Raw genomic sequence first — 17,851 nt, forward strand, 5'->3', positions numbered from 1 at the left:
TTTAAGCCTCCAGAAGCGCAATGCGCCGGTTATCTTCGCCAAACAAAAGGGCTTTGCCAGCTGCGATTTTCAAGAAGATATCTGCACCGATGGAGATGCTTGCCGCATCTTCGGGTGTGGCGCGGCTGACAATCCTTTGATCAGATCCGTTAATATGGCCATGGAGAAAAAAATCAGATCCCAGATTTTCTTTATGGGTGACCCGGAAAGGCAAATTAGCATTACTGCTTGTTGCTTCAATTGGATGGAAATGTTCCGGTCTTACGCCCACAAAAATTGATTTGTTTGTTGAGTTGGTGCGAGCTTCTAGGGGGGCGTTATGTACCTGAACGCGGCCATCACCACCAACTTTACCTGGCAGCATATTGATTTTTGGGCTTCCCACAAATTCAGCAACACGTCGATCAACCGGGTTTTTATAGATCTCGTCAGGGGCACCAAGCTGTAAGATCTCACCATCCATCATAACAGCCATACGGTCTGACATGGTGAGGGCTTCAGCCTGATCATGGGTGACATAAATGAAGGTGGTGCTGAGAGAGCGATGAAGTTCTGCAAGTTCTGCACGCATATGAACGCGCAGCGCCGCATCCAGATTTGAAAGCGGTTCATCCATCAAGAAAGCGGCGGGCTTTCGAACCATGGCGCGGCCCAATGCCACCCTTTGGCGTTGGCCACCAGACAATTGACCGGGTTTACGATCCAGAAGATGTTCAATTTTAAGGGTTTGGGAGACTTCTGATACGATCCGCGACTGACGTTTTAATTTCTCACCTCTGCCCGGAATAAACATCCCTGCAATGGGGAGGCGTTCCAAAAAGCTGAGATCCCGCAGTTTTAATGGCGTCTCCATATTCTGCTTTACACTCAGATGTGGATAGAGCGCGTAAGATTGAAACACCATGGCGAGGTCGCGATGGCTTGAACGGATGCCGTTCATACTTCTATCGCCAAGGATTACATCACCGCCTGATTGCCCTTCAAGCCCTGCAATGATCCGCAATAACGTGGACTTGCCGCACCCGGACGGGCCCACCAACGTGATAAATTCACCATCTGAGATATCTAGATTAATGCCTTTCAAGATCTCTAGATCGTCAAAGGACTTGGTGATGCTCTTTAAGGTAATGCCAGCCATCGTGTTCTCCTCGATGGCGGTGAACCTAAAAGTGATAATTTTCACCTTTGTGACATCTCAAGGTAATACTTATAGGGCACATAACGGCTACTATGGTTGAAACAAAATCGTCACTAACATCGTCACGAATGCGGGCACTTAACGCTGTCTTGGAAGAAGGCAGTTATTCAGCCGCGGCGCGGCAGTTGGGATTAACTCAGCCTGCTGTAAGTCAGTCCATTCAGGATCTTGAAAAAGCCTATAACGTTCAATTGTTTGAGAAACGTGGACGGTATCTCATTCCGACGAAATTCTGCCTCGAACTTGCGCCTGTTGTGGATCAGATCATTCGCCTTGAAGAAACTGCCGAGATGATGTTCAAGCGGGGTGAGGCGGTTGAAAAAGGTGTTCTTAGAATCAGCTTTGGAAATTTGATGCCCGGGCTTCAGATGATCAGTCGATTTCAAAAAAAATACCCTAAAATCCAGGTTCAGGCAGAATATGCCATTGCGTCAGACGCCTTAGATGCGGTTATGGAGAGCCGATCAGATATAGGGATTCTTCCAAATGTCCCTTCTGATGGCCGCTTTAAATCAAAAGTTTGTTTATCCCAAACCCTTGTTGCCTTGGTTCCCTTAGGGCATCCCTTGGCTTCACAGGAACAAGTTAGCTTGAAAGATCTGATATATGAAAAGCTGATTTTTCAAAAGAAGGGATCTGCTACGCAACGAGTTGTAGATGAAGGGTTTCGTGATCTCGGCCTAAAACCTACAGCTTCCCTCGTTCTTGAAAAGGGAAGTGAAGTTTATGAAGCCGTTGCAAGCGGGCTTGGTGTTGGGTTTTTGTGGGAGAAAGGGACAAGCCGTAAAGACGGTGCTCGCCGAAAACCCATTGCAGAAATAACATCCACTTATCAGGAAATGGTATTTGCAAAAACGGATAACAAAAGCACATTGGTCGAGTTGTTTTTTTCCACCGTGGGGTAGGTTTTCAATAAGAGTCTCCTTTTATTTTGACAGCTACAAGTATGCGTCAATAATAACGATCAAAAGAGGGGAGCGAGTTTGCTAGGAAAAGTTATAGAAACCTTTTGGCTTTTGTTGCCAGCTATTGTCCCTTCCTGGCGCTTTTTTGACGAAATCGCGCCCTCTCCTCGTATTGAATATTGCAATATTGTTCGTGAGGAAGAAGAAGGGGTGTGGCAGGAGTTCAGGCCAAGACCTTCTCATGTTCCCTTCAGCAAAATGCTCTCGCGGATGCTTCACAATCCTCATTGGAATGAAAGTCTGTTTCTGATGAGCTGTGCAGAGCGTTTAATGGCACACCCCACCGAGCATAGCGTAGATGAGATATCTGGACGTATCCGAGGTGATTTGGCCTCCAGCCCTGAAAACAACGAACAGCGTTTTAAGTTTCGCTTGGCTTTTTTGCATCGACATGAAGGGGAGATTCATCGTGAAGTGACCTATATCTCTCCAGTTTTTAACGTTTATGACGGAGAGCAACGTGACGTTTGAGTTGGCCCTTCGTGTTTCTGAAGTGATGCTTGCCTTTGCCTTTTCTCTACAGTCTTTGGAGTATTGGCGGGTTGTCAAATCCGCACGATGGATATTTCTTTTTCGCATTTTGCTCTGTTCAGTGGTGATGAGCGGAGTTTATTCAGGAGTTGCCTTGATCGGACTTTGGGGCATAGCTGTATACTTGCTGCACCGTTTTCAGGGACCGTATAATGGCGGCAGCGACAGGATGGGTATCCTGATACTTACCTGCCAGGTGCTTTCAAACTGGTTGCCTGATCCCTTTTGGCAAAAAGCTGCTTTTGGGTATCTCGGGGTTCAGATGATCCTTTCCTATTTCATTTCCGGGTGGGTTAAAATTGTGAACTCAGAGTGGCGAAGCGGGCAGGCACTCAGCAACGTTTTTGAATATTCAGCATATCCCGTTAGTGAAAACCTCAGGGGATGGGCAAAACGCCCTCACACTCTCCTACTGATGTCCTGGGCTGTCATCCTATTTGAGTTGATTTTCCCGCTGAGCTTTCTAAATCAATGGGCGTTGTACGCGGCGCTTTTTGTGGCGGCGGCTTTCCATTTCTCCAATGCTTGCTTCTTTGGATTAAACCGGTTTTTCTGGGTTTGGATTTCCGCCTATCCCTCCCTGATCTGGTTACAGCTGCGCGTTTTTGGATAAAGAAAACCCCGCGAAAAAGAGGGGCTTTTTGTTAGTAGTAGGCTGGATCATCTGCAATCGTAAGACGATGGAGTTTCCGCTCATAGCCTTCGTATCCACCGCTTGCCCGGTGAAGCACTGATCGGTTGTCCCAAAGAACTAACGTGCCTTCCTCCCATTTGTGACGATAGACAAATTGATCCTGGTTTTGCCATTGATGAAGCTCTCTTAACAGCTCAGCGCTCTCTTTCGCACCCATTCCTTCAATACCCACAAGGTAACTACCGCCAAACAGGCCAATTCTGCCTGTTTCAGGGTGATTTCTGACAACCTGATGGGTTTGTTTTTTATTGGCCTCTTCAGATAAAATGATGTTCATCGCGCCGTCAAATTTGTCTTCGGCGTAAGCGCCATCGGGTGCGTAAGCGGTGCCAGCTGAATAGATGCCGGATAGATTTTCGAATTTTGCCTTCATATCCGCTGGCATTTCGTCATATGCCAGATGTTGGTTAGAGAAATATGTATCGCCGCCTTCAGGTGGGATTGTAATTCCATAGAGGCAGGTGCCTGCAGGCGGAGTGGGCATGAATGTCCAGTCTGAATGCCAGTTGTCTGCAAAAATACGGCCTGTCTCGTCTGCAAGACGATGGATTGCCGCGATTTTGTTGTGCCCTTCAATTGGGCCGATATAAGGATCTTCTCCGATCGGGCCAATGCTTTCAGCAAAAGCTACAAGCTGTTCATTTTCCAGCTTTTGTTTTGGAAAGACCAACACATGGTGATCCATCCAGGCCTTTCTGACCTTTTTGCGTGTGTTGTCATCCATCGGCTTGGACAAGTCGATATCTTCAATTATTGCGCCGCATGGGGCGTCGATTTTTGTGACTGATACCATTGTTTTCTCGTTCTTGTTATTATGAAGTACTGGTAGCACGCAAATAGTTGTTGAACAACAACTAAATTTATGTGGTATGTATGTGATTGAGTTCATTGAGAAATAGAGAACGCTCATGCCAGTAAAAACAACACCAAGGCGCAATTCAGAACGCCGCGAGGAATCCAGTCAACGCATTATCGAAGCAGCAATAACTTTGTTTGCAGAAAAAGGATATCAGCGTACAACCCTCATCCAAATTGGGGAACGTGCGGGATGCACCGGAACTTTGGTGAGTAATCGCTTTGGAAATAAAGAACGCGTATTACGGGCAGTGCTGGCCACTATATTGAACCGTTTTCAGGGTCAAACTCTGAGCGAAAGAGGGGCGAATGAAGATCTCAGCGCGACCGAGCAACTCAGCAGATTTGTCGCTTTGTATCTGAAAGATGTTGTGGAACAGCAAACCAGGATTAGAGCACTCTATGTTCTTATGGGGGAATCTCTTGGTGGTCTGCCACAAATTGCCGAAGAAATACAACGTGTAGACGAACTGTTTCGTGCTGAAGTAGAAGCCTATTTACAGATTGGTGTTGACGCGGGCGAGTTTGAAATTCCCAAGGGGCAACAACTGATTACTTCGACACTAATAGTTGGTTTGCTGCGCGGTGTTGCAACGCAAGTGCTAAATGCCCCCAATTTGTTGTCGTTGGATGAATTGGTTGAAAATACTCAAGTCGCCGTTAAGAGGATGATTGGGGCGGGTTCTTCAAAATAATTGAAAAATTTATATCAAAATCGGTTCAATCAGATGCGCTTATTGGTTAGTATCAAAAGCTAGGTTTCTTTGGGGGGTATTTTGAAAAGAAAACTGCTTGCCACTGCTGCAATGACATTGGTTCTTTCCAGCGGACCTACGCCTTCGTTTGCTGACGTCTTGATCTACAATCCCGGCGTGACGGACATAGATGGTTTAGGACCATACACAAATAACGGCAATATTGATGCGATTGTTGTTGATGGAGACCATGGAACTATTACAAACACGGGAACCATTAACGACGGCAATGCTGCGGGTGGTTCTACGGATACGGTAAATATTCTCACTGGAATTACGCTTGATACTCTGGACAACAGCGGGACTATCAGTAACGTGGATGGTGGTTTGAACCCACTTCAAGTCTCCGGAACGATCACAAACTTAAACAATTCTGGAACGATCCAATCTGTTGGTGGGGCTGGTTCAACCTTGTTGGTTTCGGGCCAAATTACAGTGTTTAATAACACCGGTGGTATAATTGAATCCACCGGTTCGTCTAGGGCGATATGGCTAACGTCTGATCAAACTTCCGGATGGACATTAAATGGCATCGTTCGTAACACAGATGGCGCTAATTCGTCAGCTTCTGATGCGATACGAATAGCAACTTCACAGTCTCAACAATTCTCAAATTCTGGCACGATTAGCGGTACAAATGATGGTATTGAATTGACCGGTGACGCGAACTTTAGCATTGCAAATACTGGGTCAATTGATGGTGTCAATCAGTACGGTATACATGTTGATGGAAATAGTGATTTAACCCTAATAAATAGCGGTACCTTATCTGGTAGCGTCGCCTCAGTGACTGTTGTTGACCCTGCAGGTGTTGGGAGAGTGGATATCACGAATAATACCGGCGGCTTGATCTCTGGTAAAATCAGAGTGGTATCTGATGCAGCTCATAATATTGACCTGGCTGGGGGTACTGTAAATGGCGATATAGAGTTAAGCGGTCTGACTGGAAACAGCTTTTCAATGGGCGATGGTGCAGTCTTAAATGGTGATGCAGATTTAGGTTTTGGGGCCGCACATACCGTTACTCTATCTGGCGGCACTATAAATGGTGAACTTGATGTAGGAAGTACTGCAGGAACGGTTATTACGGTTGCACCGGTTGCGGGGAAAAGCATTAGTCTGTTGAATGCGGGAACTGTTGCTTTTCGTGGTGAAGCTTCAACCTTCAATATGACAGGAGCGGGCACTTTCATTGTGAATGGTAACTTCGTTGATAGTCTTGGAGCGGATAATGATCTCCTGCTTGATATCAATAATGGACGAATTGAGTTCGCTGGGGATTCCACCATTGAAGGCGGGATAGATCTGGATGGCGCTTCTTTGGACCTGAACTCTGTTGAAGTTACCGTCAGTGCCTCAACTGATATTGCGGCCGATACCGTATTGGAATTTGATCTGGATGGTTCTAATCCTGCTCAATTGAATAATGGCGCTGATGATGTCACGATCACTTTTCATGATAATGGTACCGTTCAGATTAACAGTGTCGCCAATGTAACGGTGGGTGATCAGTATACTTTGATAGATGCTACGGGTGCAGGTGGAGGAAGTAACCTGACAGTTGATCCTACAGCAATCAATCTTGTAGAAAGCTCAGGGCAATACGATTTTACCCTTGAAAAAGTTGGGGACACCCTTGTTCTAAATGTCATTGCCAGTACATTAGGGTTGTCTCCTAATGCGCTGAAAGTGCAGCAAGTTTCATCTGTCGCATTCGCAGGTGATGCGCCTTTACTTGCCGCCTTGAACGCGTTGCCTGACGCAGAATCCAGAAACGAGGCGTTTCAACGTTTGGATAATCACACCAAGACCGCCCTGGTGTTGAGCGCACTTAGATCGCAACAGTTCCAAAGGACGGTTGTAGGCCAACGGATCTTCAACAGATCTACCTCAAATGTCGGTGTTGCTGCGGGTGATGACATGTCTGCGGCCCAAAAGAATATATGGCTTCAAGGGCTGTATTTCCATGGAGAGCAAGACGACAAGGATGGTTTCGACGGGTACGAGGCGCGCTCTGTAGGATTTGCTGTTGGGGCAGACAAACAGTTTTCTCTGGAAGGATATGATCAGCTTTTGGTTGGGGTGTCCTTTGGGTATGATCACGTGAAGTCTGAAGTGAATAATCAGGATTCCGACACTGTATCCGACAACTATCATCTTGCTTTGTATTCCTCTCTCGAAGATGGTGCGAATACATTCTTTGGACAAGTTGCACTTGGATACAGCCAGTTCGACTCATCCCGTGGTGTCGTAGTGGGGGGGATTGATCGCACTGCGAAAGGTGATTTTGATGGTTACCAGTTCGGGCTAAACATGGGAACCAGCCGCAAAATCGGTTTTGGCGGGATTGATTTTGAGCCTACAATTTCTGCGAATTATGACCTTCTCTACACAGAAGATTACGTCGAAACCGGTGCCGGTGCTGCCAACCTGGATGTGGATGCGGAAGTGTTCCAGCAATTAGCGTTGGGTACATCAATTGCTATAAGTAAGACCTTTCATGGAGAGGGTTTAGCTATTACACCGCGCCTCCTCGCAGGATATTCCTACGGCATATTGGTTGAAGAGATTGAAACCACCCAGAAATTTACAGGTGGTGGTAGTAGTTTCACGACAAATAACATCAAACCTGAGCGCCATAGTGGATATATTGGAGCAGACCTTACCCTCTTTAATCAGGATAGATTAGAGCTGAACATGGCGTACAAGTATAGCCTTCGCGAGGGTTTTGAGGGCCATAACGCAGACTTAAAACTGACCTATAGTTTCTAGTTTGGCGCGCAGTAGTGCATTAATTGACCTTTGAATAGCTTGATGAGCAGTTCGATGTTGGGAACCCCGGCGTAATTGAGCCGGGTGATGAATGCCAATTTGCGATGTGGTCCAGGCTCGTTGAGGTGAACTGCGGTCAGCTCGTTACTGTGGGAGACAAGCTGATCCAATGCCATTTGCGGGACCATGGTTGTCCCCATCTGACTTGCGACCATTTGGATCAGTGTATAGAGGCTGGCTCCTTCCAATGAATGATCTGTTTGCGTCGCCTGTAATTTACACGCCGCCAAAACATGGTCTTTCAGGCAATGGCCATCTTTTAAGAGAAGCAAATGTCCTTCATCCAGTTCAGCGCTGGAAATCTCTTTTCTATTGGCAATGTCACTTGATTTATTGGTGACGAGGTAAAAGTCTTCTTGCCAGAACTCCAAAGCCAATAGTCCATCCACAGCATAGGGTAGGGCGAGGATAGCTGTGTCTAGCTCACCTTTTCTGACCTTCTCAACCAAAACCTCAGACTGTTCTTCTACAATGCGCAGTTTCAAGTCAGGATATTGCTTTCTGACTTCTGGCAATGTTTTGGGAAGTAGGTAAGGCCCGATGGTAGGAATAACCCCAATGGATAGAGGGTAGCTCAGCGGAGCCTGCTGCCCTTGCGAGATCATATAGAGATCATCAATATCTAATTTTATGTCTCTGGCTTTGCTCAGAATCTGCTCTCCGATCGGTGAGATGAGAACCTTTTTGTTGTCGCGTTCAAAAATCTGGACGCCAAGCTGATTTTCAAGTTCTGATACAGCCGTGCTGAGGGCTGATTGAGAAACGCCACATTGGGCCGCCGCCTTTTTGAAATGTCGGGTTTCTGCGACTGCGAGAGCGTAGGTGAGCTGCTTCAAAGAGATCATTTCTCATGTTCCAAAAAATAGATCGATATCTTCAATATTATTCATTTTACTTTATCGCTGCAATGGTTACTTTCCCAATCAGCGTCGCTTGAGGGGCGCGGTCAATTGACAGATTTTAAAGGAAATAAACCAATGGTAATGATTAATAAGTCCATTCCTGAATTCACTACAGAAGCGTTCCACAACGGTGAGTTCAAAACAGTTTCTTCTGAAGATGTAAAAGGCAAATGGTCCATCTTCCTGTTCTACCCAGCAGACTTTACATTTGTTTGCCCAACAGAACTTGAAGACATGGCAAACCATTACGAAGAACTGCAAGGTCTGGGCGTTGAAGTTTATGCTGTTTCTACAGACAGCCACTTCGTTCACAAAGCATGGCACGATGCAAGTGACGCCATTGGTAAAATCAACTACCCAATGCTGGGTGACACAACTGGCGCCATCACACGTGGTTTCGACGTGATGATCGAAGAAGCTGGTCAGGCGCTGCGCGGTACATTCCTCGCAAACCCAGAAGGCATCATCAAAGTTGCTGAAATCCACGATCTGGGTATCGGCCGTTCTGCAAAAGACATGGTTCGTAAAGTTAAAGCTGCTCAGTACGTAGCTGCCAACGACGGCGAAGTTTGCCCGGCAGCTTGGGAAGAAGGTCAGGCAACACTGACACCAAGCCTGGACCTCGTCGGCAAAATCTAAGGCATTGCCTTAAACAGTTCGGTGGGTGGCGCATCGCCGCCCACCATCCCCAATATTGAAGAGTAGGGTACCTATTATGCTTACAAATGACATTCTGACTGCACTAAAAGGCTACACAGCCAATATGGCAAATGACATTAAGCTGGTTGTTCAAACTGGTGATCATGCCAAGCGCCCTGAACTTCTGAAATTTCTAAACGATTTCGCCTCTGTTTCTGACAGATTGTCCGTTGAAGAGCGCGATACAAACGGTGTTCTACGTAGTCCTGTCAGCTTTATGCTGGAAGTGGATGGTGAGCCAAACGGGATTATCTTCTCAGGCATCCCGGGTGGACATGAATTTAATTCAATGGTGTTGGCCGTTCTTCACTCTTCCGGTACAGAACTGAAGTTGGATGACAGCTTGCAGAACATTATTCGGAATGTATCTGAAGAACTGAAGTTTGAGGTTTTTGTCTCACTTAGTTGTCACAACTGCCCGGATGTTGTTCAGGCGCTGAACCAGTTCGCGACCCTGAACGATAACATTTCAACCGAAACCATTGATGGTGGTGTTTACCCTGAGCTGATCGAAGAGCGGAGCATTCAAGGTGTGCCGTCTGTTTACCTAAACGGTGAACTGTTTGCCAACGGCAAGATTGATACAGCGCAGTTACTGGATAAATTGATTGAGCGTTATCCTTCCGTGACTGAAGTGAAGTCAGATGCCCCGGCGTTACCGCTTCAGGATGTGACCATTATTGGCGGTGGTCCAGCCGGTGTCTCCGCAGCGATTTACTCTGCGCGTAAAGGTTTGAAGGTCACCATGATTGCTGACCGCGTGGGTGGACAGGTGAAAGATACCATGGGCATCGAAAACATGATTTCCGTACCGAAAACAACAGGCCCAGAGCTTGTCGGCGCGATGCAGGAACATATGAAAGATTATGATATCACCATGAAAGAGCACTTCCGTGTGGAAGAAATTGTTCAAGGTGACATCAAAACAGTGAAGCTATCCTCTGGCGAGGAAATTCAAACGAAAACGGTGATCATTGCAACAGGCGCCAAATGGCGTGAGCTTGGCATCCCGGGGGAGAAAGAAAATGTCGGTAATGGTGTCGCATATTGCCCGCATTGTGATGGCCCATTCTTTAAGGGCAAGGATGTTGCGGTTATCGGCGGTGGAAACTCCGGTGTCGAAGCAGCCCTTGACCTTGCAGGTATCGTCAAATCTGTAACACTGTTTGAATTCTTACCGGAGCTGAAAGCTGATAAGGTGTTGATCGATCAGGCTGAAAAGCGTGATAACATTACGATCCTGAAAAATGTCGCGACAGAGGAAATTCTGGCAGCGGACGGTAAAGTGAATGCGATCCAATATCAAGACCGTGAAAGCGAAGCGACACACACAAAAACGCTTGCAGGTGTCTTCGTCCAAATTGGACTGGTCCCCAATAGCGAGTTTTTAAAAGGTGTCGTGGATCTGACCCCGTGGGGCGAAGTTGAGATTAATGAGCGAAATGAAACGAGCGCTTCTGGTATTTACGCATGTGGTGATGTCACCACAGTGCCTTACAAGCAGATCGTTATTGCGATGAGTGAAGGCGCGAAAGCAGCTCTTACTGCCTTCGACTATATTCTGAAACAAGACTGATTTTTCGAAGTTTTATTAAAAGGGCGGTCTAAACCGCCCTTTTTTTGTCCGGATCACATGCCAGTTTTGAAATTGAACCCACCTGTAGTACACTCGCCTTTAAAGGAGAGATGAGATGCGTTGGGAAGAGTTGGGGCAGGCGGAATGTTCTGTTGCCCAGACATTATCAGTGATTGGTGATCGTTGGACTTTATTGATCCTGCGAGATTGCTTTTTAGGCATTCGCCGCTTTGATGATTTTCTGAATTCTCTTGATGTCTCCAGAACCATTCTTACCAATCGACTGGCCAAGTTGGTTGAGGCCGGTGTTCTTGAAAAGCAACCTTATCAGGAACGGCCAACTCGATATGATTATCGCCTTACCAAGAAAGGGCAGGACCTCTATCCGGTTATTTTGACATTGGTTCAATGGGGGGACCAGTATCGGTCTGATGGAAAAACGCCACCAGTGCAAAGGGTGCACAAAAACTGCGGTCATACCTTAAATGCGCGTATTGTGTGTGGTGACTGCGGTGAAGACATTACCCCGCAACAGGTCGGTGTGAAAAGGGCGGTGTAAAACCGCCCAATTATTTATGCTGCTTTCTGGCGATTGATTTCTTGTTCGACCCCATCCATACGGTCTTTGCCGAAATACATTTCATCACCGACAAAGACGGTAGGGCAGCCAAAGACACCGCGATCAACTGCCGCTGAGGTGTTGGCCATGAGCTTATCTTTTACATCCTGATCCTGAATGCGTTTGGCAATGTGATCCGCATCCAATCCAGCATCGACCAGTGCCTTGTGGAATGTTTCTGCATCATCCATTTTAATAGATTGTTCCCACATAGCTTTCAATGTGGCTTCCACATAAGCGGGAAGAAACCCCTCCATTTCCGCAACGATGGCGCCGCGTTGTGTCATAACGGTATTTACAGGGAAATGACTGTTCATTCTAAACTCAGTCATCTTGTAATCGCGAACAAAACGCATCATCTCGATGCGCAGATAGTCGTTCTTATTTTTGACTTCCTGATAGCGAACAAATGGCGCCACATTGTGTGTTAGCTTAAAAATCCCACCCAGCAGAACAGGTATGTAATTAAATTTTGCACCTGTTCGCTCCTCAATTCCTGGGATCAGCTTGTGGCTGAAATAGGTGTTGGGGCTGGCAACATCATAATAAAAATCAACTTTGCTCATTTCGGTTCTCCCTATTTTTGTTTTTCTTTGTTCTACCATTTCTCCATCCAAGGGCGCAGATCAATTTCAAATGTCCAAGCGTCCCGAGGTTGTTGATGTAGGTTCCAGTAATTCTCTGCGATATGATTGGGATTTAGAATGCCATCCTGGTCTTTCAGCGCATAGCGTGCAGGGAAATTCGTCCGGATAAAGTCCGTATCAATGGCACCATCTACAATCACATGTCCAACATGGATCCCCATTGGCCCAAGTTCTCTTGCCATGGATTGGGCCATCGCCCGAAGTGCATGTTTTGATCCTGCAAAAGCAGCGAAATTTGCCCCGCCACGCACACTGGCGGTGGCTCCCGTAAAGATCATGGTACCCTGACCGCGCTCCTTCATGCGAAGGGCAACTTCGCGCCCTGTCAGGAAGGCGGAAAAGCATCCCATTTCCCAGATTTTATAGAATTTGCGGGTTGTTTCTTCCAGGATACTGCTGGGAACATTTGCCCCAATATTGAAAACAAACACTTCAATCGGGCCAATATTATCTTCTATGTTGGCAACCAATTTCTGAACTTGATCTTCTTTTCTGGCATCTGTTCCAAAAGCAATTGCTTCACCGCCCTCATTTTCAATTTCCTCAACGAGAGGGGCGAGTTTGTCAGCATTGCGACGTACACAAGCTGTTACATATCCTTCCCGGGCAAACCTTTTTGCAATGGCACCGCCTGTTGCGTCACCGGCACCGATAACAAGGGCAACTTTTTTATCTGGCATGTTTTTGCTCCTTTTATATAAGTTTAAAAAATAAACTCACTATTCGCAAGTAAGGATTTAATTGAAGCTGTAATCTTAAAACCGTTTCAGGATTTCTTTCGATAGATGCAGTGCCAGCTTGATATCAGCCTCGGCCTGATCATCTGGTGAGTTTTGCGAAATGCCGGCAGCTTTCAAATGCTCCGGGTCTGAAACACGGGAAATCAGATCAACTGCTGCTTCCAGCAGAAAAGGACTTTCTTTGCCGAGGCCCGCTATGTCTCTAAAGGCACGTCTTACACACTGTCTTTGGCTTTTATGGGCGAGGGCATACCCTTCAGATGTCATGCATTCAGGTGTGGTTAGCAACGCCAGATGTTGATGCGTAAATGCGCGATACCGTAACAAATGATCTTCCAGAGCTTCATATGACTGATCTCTATTGGAGGCTTGGTTGAGCAATTCTCGGCTTTTGGCAAATAATGCTTCATAACCTTCCGCCATAAACGAGAAGGAGAGGGCGCCAATATCCGGGAAGTGGCGATAAACGGTGCCACGTCCAAGGCCCGATAGATTGACGATCTCAGACATGGTTGGCAGGAGCGTGCGTTCCTCACGAGTGGCTTTGTGAAAAGCCTCCATGATTAGTTTTCTGTTTTGCCGCGCGTCACTTCTTGTCATTTTTATATTAGCTCACAATTTATGTGGACATTTGTCCGTTTTCGCATTATACGGACAAATGTCCATTTGTGAAGGGGCGAGTCAGATTTTTCTGAAATGACCAGTAAATGGCCCAAGAATTGAAAAACAGGAGATAATAAAGTGTCATTACCACCGCAGCTGCAAAATAAACTGAGACTGCCTGCTATCGGCTCTCCGCTTTTCATCATTTCCAATCCGGATCTGGTGATTGCACAGTGTAAAGCCGGCATTGTTGGCTCCTTCCCAGCGCTAAATGCTCGCCCGATCGAAGTGTTGGAGCAATGGCTGCAACGTATTACTGAAGAACTGGATGATTATAACCAGAAGAACCCGGATAATCCTGCCGCACCATTTGCAGTAAACCAGATTGTGCACAAATCCAATGACCGCCTCATGCATGATGTTGAATTGTGCGTTAAATATAAAGTGCCTGTCACGATCACATCACTGGGTGCGCGCACCGAAGTAAATGATGCGATGCATTCTGTGGGCGGTATCGTGATCCACGACATCATCAACAACCAGTTTGCGAAGAAAGCAATTGAAAAAGGCGCCGACGGTGTGATTGCTGTGGCATCTGGTGCTGGCGGCCATGCTGGAACATTGTCTCCTTTTGCACTTATTCAGGAAATTCGTGAATGGTTTGATGGTTTGCTTCTTCTGGGTGGCTCCATCGCGACTGGTGATGCGATTTTGGCGGCACAAGCCATGGGTGCAGACCTGGGCTATGTAGGATCAGCATTTATTGCGACGAAAGAGGCGAACGCTGATCCGGCTTACAAACAATGCCTTGTAGATAGCTGTGCAGATGACATCGTCTACACCAACCTGTTTACGGGCGTGCACGGTAACTACCTGAAACCATCCATTGTCAACGCAGGCATGGATCCAGACAACCTGCCAGAAAGTGATCCAAGTAAAATGAACTTTGGCTCTGGTGGTAATACTGACAAGAAAGCATGGAAAGATATCTGGGGTTGCGGACAGGGTATTGGCGCAATCAAAGACGTCCCAACTGCAGGTCAGTTGGTTGAACGTATGATTGGGGAATATAACGCTGCTAAAGAGCGTCTCTCAATTTCTTGAAGCATAGAAAATATATCCTGATCCCACTTTTTGGGGTCAGGATTTGATATCCAACAATGTGGCCTGCATTTCGTCCCATGTGATAATGGACTTGATGTTGGCCTCATAAGTTCGCTGGGCAATTTTGTTGTTAACGAGCTCGGTTGCCAAATCCACATTTGGCGCTTCCACATACCCTTCATCTGATGCATAGGGATGCGAAGGTTGATAACTCAGTGATGTCGCAGGATTGCGCTCCTGATAGCGGGTTTCGGGAAGACCTGCGGCACCAGAAATCTGCACAGCATCAATAGGGCGATAAGCAGCTTCGGCGCCGGTTGTCTCGCCAGGGCGCCCTACCGTATTCATATTCGCGATATTTCCTGCACCCACGCTCACTTTCCGTGACGCGGCATGCATTCCTGCCAAGGCTGAATTTATCACTGAAGTCATCGGCGCTCCTATTGCATAAAATTTTAAATAAACTTTATACGAATATTGATTTCTCAATATGCACTTTATAGGAGTAAATCGTTAACAATTCGTAAATTCATGCTGTTAGGATCATCGCAACAGTGCCGACGAGAAGCAACGCCATCGTGTAGTTGAAGATCTTCAAATTCTTAGGTGAGGACAGCAAGCGCCGTAGCTGAGTGCCTGCAATAACCCAAAGTAAGACGGATGGGAAGCTGGCGAGCCCATGACCCATGAGTAGATAGATGACATCTTGCTGGCTTACGCCAGGGGTGGAAACGAAAGAGGCGGGTATGGTGGCCGCAAGCACCCAAGCTTTCGGATTAATGTATTGGAACAGGGCCGCTTCAATAAAAGTGAGGGGTTTCGCAACCTTTACCTTGGAGAGTTGTCCCGCTTGTGTGATCCGGTAAGCAAGATAGAGCAAGTAGGCGCTTCCTGCGTACTTCATCGCCATTTGGATTTCGGGAACCTTTGTGAAGATCTCTCCAAGCCCCAAGGAGACAATGGCCAACATAAATAAAAAGCCGAAATACACCCCGCAAAAATGCGGGAGTGTCCGCATGAAACCGTAATTAACACCGGAAGTTGCCAGCATAATATTGTTGGGCCCAGGCGTTATGGAATTCACGAAAGAATAGGATATCAATGGAAGAAAGGCGACATTCATGGGGCAGGCTTTCATTGTTATTTATGTCAGTAATAATGACCTATATTTTCATAAATGTCAATAGTGCTGACATATCTGAAAAAATCTTACCCAATTCGCTTAATGTATGACTCTAATCTTTCTTTGAATATGATGGCTGATACAGACTGCACATCTTCTTCATCGAATAAATTCTCTATGAGAATGTTCTCGTTTGTAGGGGAGAATGAATACAGATTTCCTGATAGTTCACGGGGGCTGTTATTTTCGAATAGGGCGGACTGGAACTCTTTGGCCAATTCAACAGAACCCTGAAGTTCCGTTTCAAATACCTCATCCAGATAGTCTTTACTCGTCATGGGGTAGTCTTTCTATAAATGGGATAGGCTGTAATGATACGCCCATCGCGCAAGAGATACCCTTCTATCCTGTATCCCTTTCCACTGGGACCGCCCCATTTCTGACCTTTCCTTAGGTCGGCGTTTCGATAAGCTTTTAAGATCACATCTAACACCTGCTGTTTAGAATAGGTGTTAGGGAACATGCTTGAGAATTTTTCTTTCCATGTGTTGTTTTTTAGATCGCGAATTTGGATCATTGCTGTGTAAATGCCAAAGCGGTTCGCTGTGGACAGGATTTTCTTAAGTCGTGCGTTTTGTGTCGGCTGGCCGCCTTTCAAATGGTGAAGACCCGTGGCTTTGCCTTTTTTGTTTATTTCACCCAGAAAAATGTGGGTTAGGTTTACGGATGGATCAGTTTCGGACCAGTCGGAAGAAGATCTGGCGATAACACTGCTAGCGTCTAGCAGCAGGACGACAAAAACAAAGGCGGTGAGCAGTCTCATTTTACGAGGGCGGAGCGCCAGCAGCGAAGCTTTCAACCAGACTTTTTGCTACCAAATTCCAGCCATCCACCAAGACAAAGAAGATCAGTTTAAAGGGGAGGGCGATCATAACGGGAGGCAGCATCATCATACCCATGGACATGAGGATAGAAGCAACCACCATATCGATGACCAAGAATGGTATGAATAACAAAAAACCGATTTCAAAGGCGCGTTTCAATTCGCTGATCATAAATGCGGGTATGAGGACCTTTAACGGAATTGCTTCGGGTGTCTCAACATTTTCAGTGGCGCTTAAGTCCATAAACAACTGAACGTCTTTTTCACGCGCGTGTTTCAACATGAAAGTTTGAAACGGTGTGGCGATCCTGACGAAGGCTTCCTCTTCGTCAATTTCTTCATTCACCAGGGGCAGGACACCATTTTGATAAGCGCTTTCCAATGTCGGCGCCATGATGAAGCCTGTCAGGAAAAGTGCGAGAGAAATAATCACCACATTTGGTGGGGTGGTCTGAATACCAAGTGCGCTTCTCAAAAGCGACAGGACAACGATAAGACGGGTAAATGACGTGGTCACGATGAGGATGGCCGGAGCCAAACTCAAGACAGTCATTAAAACAACGATTTGAACAATACGGCCAGTTAGCGGGCCAGCTTCGTCCCCAAGATCAAGGGTGAGAGACTGAGCGATTGCCTCTACGGCAAATAAGGGTGTCAAAGCAATAGCAAGCAAGGCACTGTACAAACTGGCGCGTTTGAGGCCCACCTTTTTGATCCTTGAGATAACACTCATTGGGAAGCCTCGTCATTGTGGTGATGGACGGGAAGGCGCGGGAGGCGCGGCTCATGTGTATGTGCATCGCTGTCTTCAGATGTATCGCCTTTTTCATCTTCATGAACTTGTTCAAGGGATGCCGGTATTGCCTGAATGTCGGTTTCTATAACGGTTTCGCTGTTGGGTCCCAAAATAACCAGATGTTCCTTGTCGTCCCGGCGGATCAGGACAAGACGGCGTTTTGCATCCAACGCAATCATTTGCGATATGCCGAGCCTTTTTTTAGAGAGGCGCGGGCGTTCTGCTGAAGGGATAAAGCCCGCCCTTCGAACAATATATGCAAGTAGCCCGATAAGCCCCAGTACGAATAAGAGGCCAATTATGTATTTTGAATAATTTATCAGATCCAT

At 46.6% G+C, this 17,851-nt stretch carries 21 protein-coding genes; 9 read left to right on the forward strand and 12 right to left on the reverse strand.

Features of this window, described 5'->3' with window-relative positions; translation table 11 throughout:
• Window position 1: 1 nt before the first annotated feature.
• Window positions 2–1,138, reverse strand: coding sequence for an ABC transporter ATP-binding protein (locus GUA87_RS15925; protein WP_193717611.1), 1,137 nt, complete (start codon window positions 1,136–1,138; stop codon window positions 2–4).
• Between the two features lie 92 nt (window positions 1,139–1,230).
• Here GUA87_RS15925 and GUA87_RS15930 point away from each other — a divergent pair, with 92 nt between their 5' ends.
• The 3 genes from GUA87_RS15930 to GUA87_RS18260 all read left to right on the forward strand — a co-directional run bounded on the left by GUA87_RS15930 (window position 1,231) and on the right by GUA87_RS18260 (window position 3,307).
• A complete protein-coding gene (locus GUA87_RS15930; protein ID WP_193717612.1) occupies window positions 1,231–2,103 on the forward strand; it encodes a LysR family transcriptional regulator in 873 nt (290 codons plus the stop codon).
• A 78-nt stretch (window positions 2,104–2,181) separates the two neighbouring features.
• Window positions 2,182–2,634, forward strand: coding sequence for a hypothetical protein (locus tag GUA87_RS15935; RefSeq protein WP_193717613.1), 453 nt, complete (start codon window positions 2,182–2,184; stop codon window positions 2,632–2,634).
• Window positions 2,624–3,307, forward strand: a complete 684-nt coding sequence (locus GUA87_RS18260) for an HTTM domain-containing protein (protein WP_193717614.1) — start codon at window positions 2,624–2,626, stop codon at window positions 3,305–3,307. The genes GUA87_RS15935 and GUA87_RS18260 overlap by 11 nt, the downstream gene beginning before the upstream one ends.
• Window positions 3,308–3,338: 31 nt before the next feature.
• Here the strand turns inward: GUA87_RS18260 and GUA87_RS15945 are convergent, their stop codons facing one another.
• On the reverse strand, window positions 3,339–4,181 hold the full coding sequence (locus GUA87_RS15945) for a TauD/TfdA dioxygenase family protein (RefSeq protein ID WP_193717615.1): 843 nt from the start codon (window positions 4,179–4,181) through the stop codon (window positions 3,339–3,341).
• A gap of 115 nt (window positions 4,182–4,296) precedes the next feature.
• Here GUA87_RS15945 and GUA87_RS15950 point away from each other — a divergent pair, with 115 nt between their 5' ends.
• Both GUA87_RS15950 and GUA87_RS15955 read left to right on the forward strand, forming a co-directional pair.
• A complete protein-coding gene (locus GUA87_RS15950) occupies window positions 4,297–4,938 on the forward strand; it encodes a TetR/AcrR family transcriptional regulator (RefSeq protein WP_193717616.1) in 642 nt (213 codons plus the stop codon).
• An 81-nt stretch (window positions 4,939–5,019) separates the two neighbouring features.
• A complete protein-coding gene (locus tag GUA87_RS15955; protein ID WP_193717617.1) occupies window positions 5,020–7,770 on the forward strand; it encodes an autotransporter domain-containing protein in 2,751 nt (916 codons plus the stop codon).
• Here GUA87_RS15955 and GUA87_RS15960 read toward each other — a convergent pair.
• Window positions 7,767–8,675 (reverse strand): hydrogen peroxide-inducible genes activator, encoded by a 909-nt coding sequence (locus tag GUA87_RS15960; RefSeq protein WP_193717618.1) that lies wholly within the window; start codon window positions 8,673–8,675, stop codon window positions 7,767–7,769. The genes GUA87_RS15955 and GUA87_RS15960 overlap by 4 nt on opposite strands.
• A gap of 132 nt (window positions 8,676–8,807) precedes the next feature.
• Between GUA87_RS15960 and ahpC the strand changes: the two genes are divergently transcribed.
• The 3 genes from ahpC to GUA87_RS15975 all read left to right on the forward strand — a co-directional run bounded on the left by ahpC (window position 8,808) and on the right by GUA87_RS15975 (window position 11,566).
• A complete protein-coding gene (gene ahpC, locus GUA87_RS15965) occupies window positions 8,808–9,371 on the forward strand; it encodes an alkyl hydroperoxide reductase subunit C (RefSeq protein ID WP_193717619.1) in 564 nt (187 codons plus the stop codon).
• Window positions 9,372–9,447: 76 nt separating this feature from the next.
• The gene (gene ahpF / locus GUA87_RS15970; protein ID WP_193717620.1) at window positions 9,448–11,007 is read left to right on the forward strand and encodes an alkyl hydroperoxide reductase subunit F; all 1,560 of its coding nucleotides are present in this window, start codon (window positions 9,448–9,450) and stop codon (window positions 11,005–11,007) included.
• 115 nt (window positions 11,008–11,122) lie between these two features.
• The gene (locus tag GUA87_RS15975) at window positions 11,123–11,566 is read left to right on the forward strand and encodes a winged helix-turn-helix transcriptional regulator (RefSeq protein WP_193717621.1); all 444 of its coding nucleotides are present in this window, start codon (window positions 11,123–11,125) and stop codon (window positions 11,564–11,566) included.
• A gap of 14 nt (window positions 11,567–11,580) precedes the next feature.
• Here the strand turns inward: GUA87_RS15975 and GUA87_RS15980 are convergent, their stop codons facing one another.
• The 3 genes from GUA87_RS15980 to GUA87_RS15990 all read right to left on the reverse strand — a co-directional run bounded on the left by GUA87_RS15980 (window position 11,581) and on the right by GUA87_RS15990 (window position 13,613).
• Window positions 11,581–12,192: a 2-hydroxychromene-2-carboxylate isomerase gene (locus GUA87_RS15980; protein ID WP_193717622.1), complete on the reverse strand. Its 612-nt coding sequence runs from the start codon at window positions 12,190–12,192 to the stop codon at window positions 11,581–11,583.
• 32 nt (window positions 12,193–12,224) lie between these two features.
• Window positions 12,225–12,953, reverse strand: a complete 729-nt coding sequence (locus tag GUA87_RS15985; protein ID WP_193717623.1) for an SDR family oxidoreductase — start codon at window positions 12,951–12,953, stop codon at window positions 12,225–12,227.
• A 75-nt stretch (window positions 12,954–13,028) separates the two neighbouring features.
• Window positions 13,029–13,613, reverse strand: coding sequence for a TetR/AcrR family transcriptional regulator (locus GUA87_RS15990; protein WP_193717624.1), 585 nt, complete (start codon window positions 13,611–13,613; stop codon window positions 13,029–13,031).
• 141 nt (window positions 13,614–13,754) lie between these two features.
• On the opposite strand from GUA87_RS15990, the gene GUA87_RS15995 reads away from it, so the two are divergent.
• Complete coding sequence (locus GUA87_RS15995; RefSeq protein ID WP_193717625.1) at window positions 13,755–14,720, forward strand: NAD(P)H-dependent flavin oxidoreductase; 966 nt, start codon at window positions 13,755–13,757, stop codon at window positions 14,718–14,720.
• A 36-nt stretch (window positions 14,721–14,756) separates the two neighbouring features.
• Here GUA87_RS15995 and GUA87_RS16000 read toward each other — a convergent pair whose 3' ends face one another.
• The 6 genes from GUA87_RS16000 to GUA87_RS16025 form a co-directional block, all read right to left on the reverse strand.
• The gene (locus GUA87_RS16000) at window positions 14,757–15,152 is read right to left on the reverse strand and encodes a flagellar basal body rod protein FlgC (RefSeq protein ID WP_193717716.1); all 396 of its coding nucleotides are present in this window, start codon (window positions 15,150–15,152) and stop codon (window positions 14,757–14,759) included.
• A gap of 97 nt (window positions 15,153–15,249) precedes the next feature.
• Entirely contained in the window at window positions 15,250–15,858 is a 609-nt protein-coding gene (locus GUA87_RS16005; protein WP_321575925.1) for a LysE family translocator, read from the reverse strand.
• 71 nt (window positions 15,859–15,929) lie between these two features.
• Complete coding sequence (locus tag GUA87_RS16010) at window positions 15,930–16,181, reverse strand: hypothetical protein (RefSeq protein WP_193717627.1); 252 nt, start codon at window positions 16,179–16,181, stop codon at window positions 15,930–15,932.
• Window positions 16,178–16,666, reverse strand: a complete 489-nt coding sequence (locus GUA87_RS16015; RefSeq protein ID WP_193717628.1) for an EndoU domain-containing protein — start codon at window positions 16,664–16,666, stop codon at window positions 16,178–16,180. The genes GUA87_RS16010 and GUA87_RS16015 overlap by 4 nt, the downstream gene beginning before the upstream one ends.
• Before the next feature lies 1 nt (window position 16,667).
• Entirely contained in the window at window positions 16,668–17,459 is a 792-nt protein-coding gene (gene fliP, locus GUA87_RS16020) for a flagellar type III secretion system pore protein FliP (protein WP_193717629.1), read from the reverse strand.
• Window positions 17,456–17,851, reverse strand: coding sequence for a flagellar biosynthetic protein FliO (locus tag GUA87_RS16025; protein ID WP_193717630.1), 396 nt, complete (start codon window positions 17,849–17,851; stop codon window positions 17,456–17,458). The genes fliP and GUA87_RS16025 overlap by 4 nt, the downstream gene beginning before the upstream one ends.

It is taken from the genome of Sneathiella sp. P13V-1, from assembly GCF_015143595.1.
Taxonomy (GTDB): Bacteria; Pseudomonadota; Alphaproteobacteria; order Sneathiellales; family Sneathiellaceae; genus Sneathiella.

What these genes read in the sequence shown, in the direction of transcription:
- GUA87_RS16025 (WP_193717630.1), bottom strand. Translation starts at nt 17,851, where the DNA reads ATGGATCTGATAAATTATTCAAAATACATAATTGGCCTCTTATTCGTA.
- GUA87_RS15960 (WP_193717618.1), bottom strand. Translation starts at nt 8,675, where the DNA reads ATGATCTCTTTGAAGCAGCTCACCTACGCTCTCGCAGTCGCAGAAACC.
- GUA87_RS15945 (WP_193717615.1), bottom strand. Translation starts at nt 4,181, where the DNA reads ATGGTATCAGTCACAAAAATCGACGCCCCATGCGGCGCAATAATTGAA.
- GUA87_RS15985 (WP_193717623.1), bottom strand. Translation starts at nt 12,953, where the DNA reads ATGCCAGATAAAAAAGTTGCCCTTGTTATCGGTGCCGGTGACGCAACA.
- GUA87_RS16005 (WP_321575925.1), bottom strand. Translation starts at nt 15,858, where the DNA reads ATGAAAGCCTGCCCCATGAATGTCGCCTTTCTTCCATTGATATCCTAT.
- fliP (WP_193717629.1), bottom strand. Translation starts at nt 17,459, where the DNA reads ATGAGTGTTATCTCAAGGATCAAAAAGGTGGGCCTCAAACGCGCCAGT.
- GUA87_RS15990 (WP_193717624.1), bottom strand. Translation starts at nt 13,613, where the DNA reads ATGACAAGAAGTGACGCGCGGCAAAACAGAAAACTAATCATGGAGGCT.
- GUA87_RS16015 (WP_193717628.1), bottom strand. Translation starts at nt 16,666, where the DNA reads ATGAGACTGCTCACCGCCTTTGTTTTTGTCGTCCTGCTGCTAGACGCT.
- GUA87_RS16000 (WP_193717716.1), bottom strand. Translation starts at nt 15,152, where the DNA reads ATGACTTCAGTGATAAATTCAGCCTTGGCAGGAATGCATGCCGCGTCA.
- ahpC (WP_193717619.1), top strand. Translation starts at nt 8,808, where the DNA reads ATGGTAATGATTAATAAGTCCATTCCTGAATTCACTACAGAAGCGTTC.
- GUA87_RS16010 (WP_193717627.1), bottom strand. Translation starts at nt 16,181, where the DNA reads ATGACGAGTAAAGACTATCTGGATGAGGTATTTGAAACGGAACTTCAG.
- GUA87_RS15950 (WP_193717616.1), top strand. Translation starts at nt 4,297, where the DNA reads ATGCCAGTAAAAACAACACCAAGGCGCAATTCAGAACGCCGCGAGGAA.
- ahpF (WP_193717620.1), top strand. Translation starts at nt 9,448, where the DNA reads ATGCTTACAAATGACATTCTGACTGCACTAAAAGGCTACACAGCCAAT.
- GUA87_RS15930 (WP_193717612.1), top strand. Translation starts at nt 1,231, where the DNA reads ATGGTTGAAACAAAATCGTCACTAACATCGTCACGAATGCGGGCACTT.
- GUA87_RS15975 (WP_193717621.1), top strand. Translation starts at nt 11,123, where the DNA reads ATGCGTTGGGAAGAGTTGGGGCAGGCGGAATGTTCTGTTGCCCAGACA.
- GUA87_RS15980 (WP_193717622.1), bottom strand. Translation starts at nt 12,192, where the DNA reads ATGAGCAAAGTTGATTTTTATTATGATGTTGCCAGCCCCAACACCTAT.
- GUA87_RS15925 (WP_193717611.1), bottom strand. Translation starts at nt 1,138, where the DNA reads ATGGCTGGCATTACCTTAAAGAGCATCACCAAGTCCTTTGACGATCTA.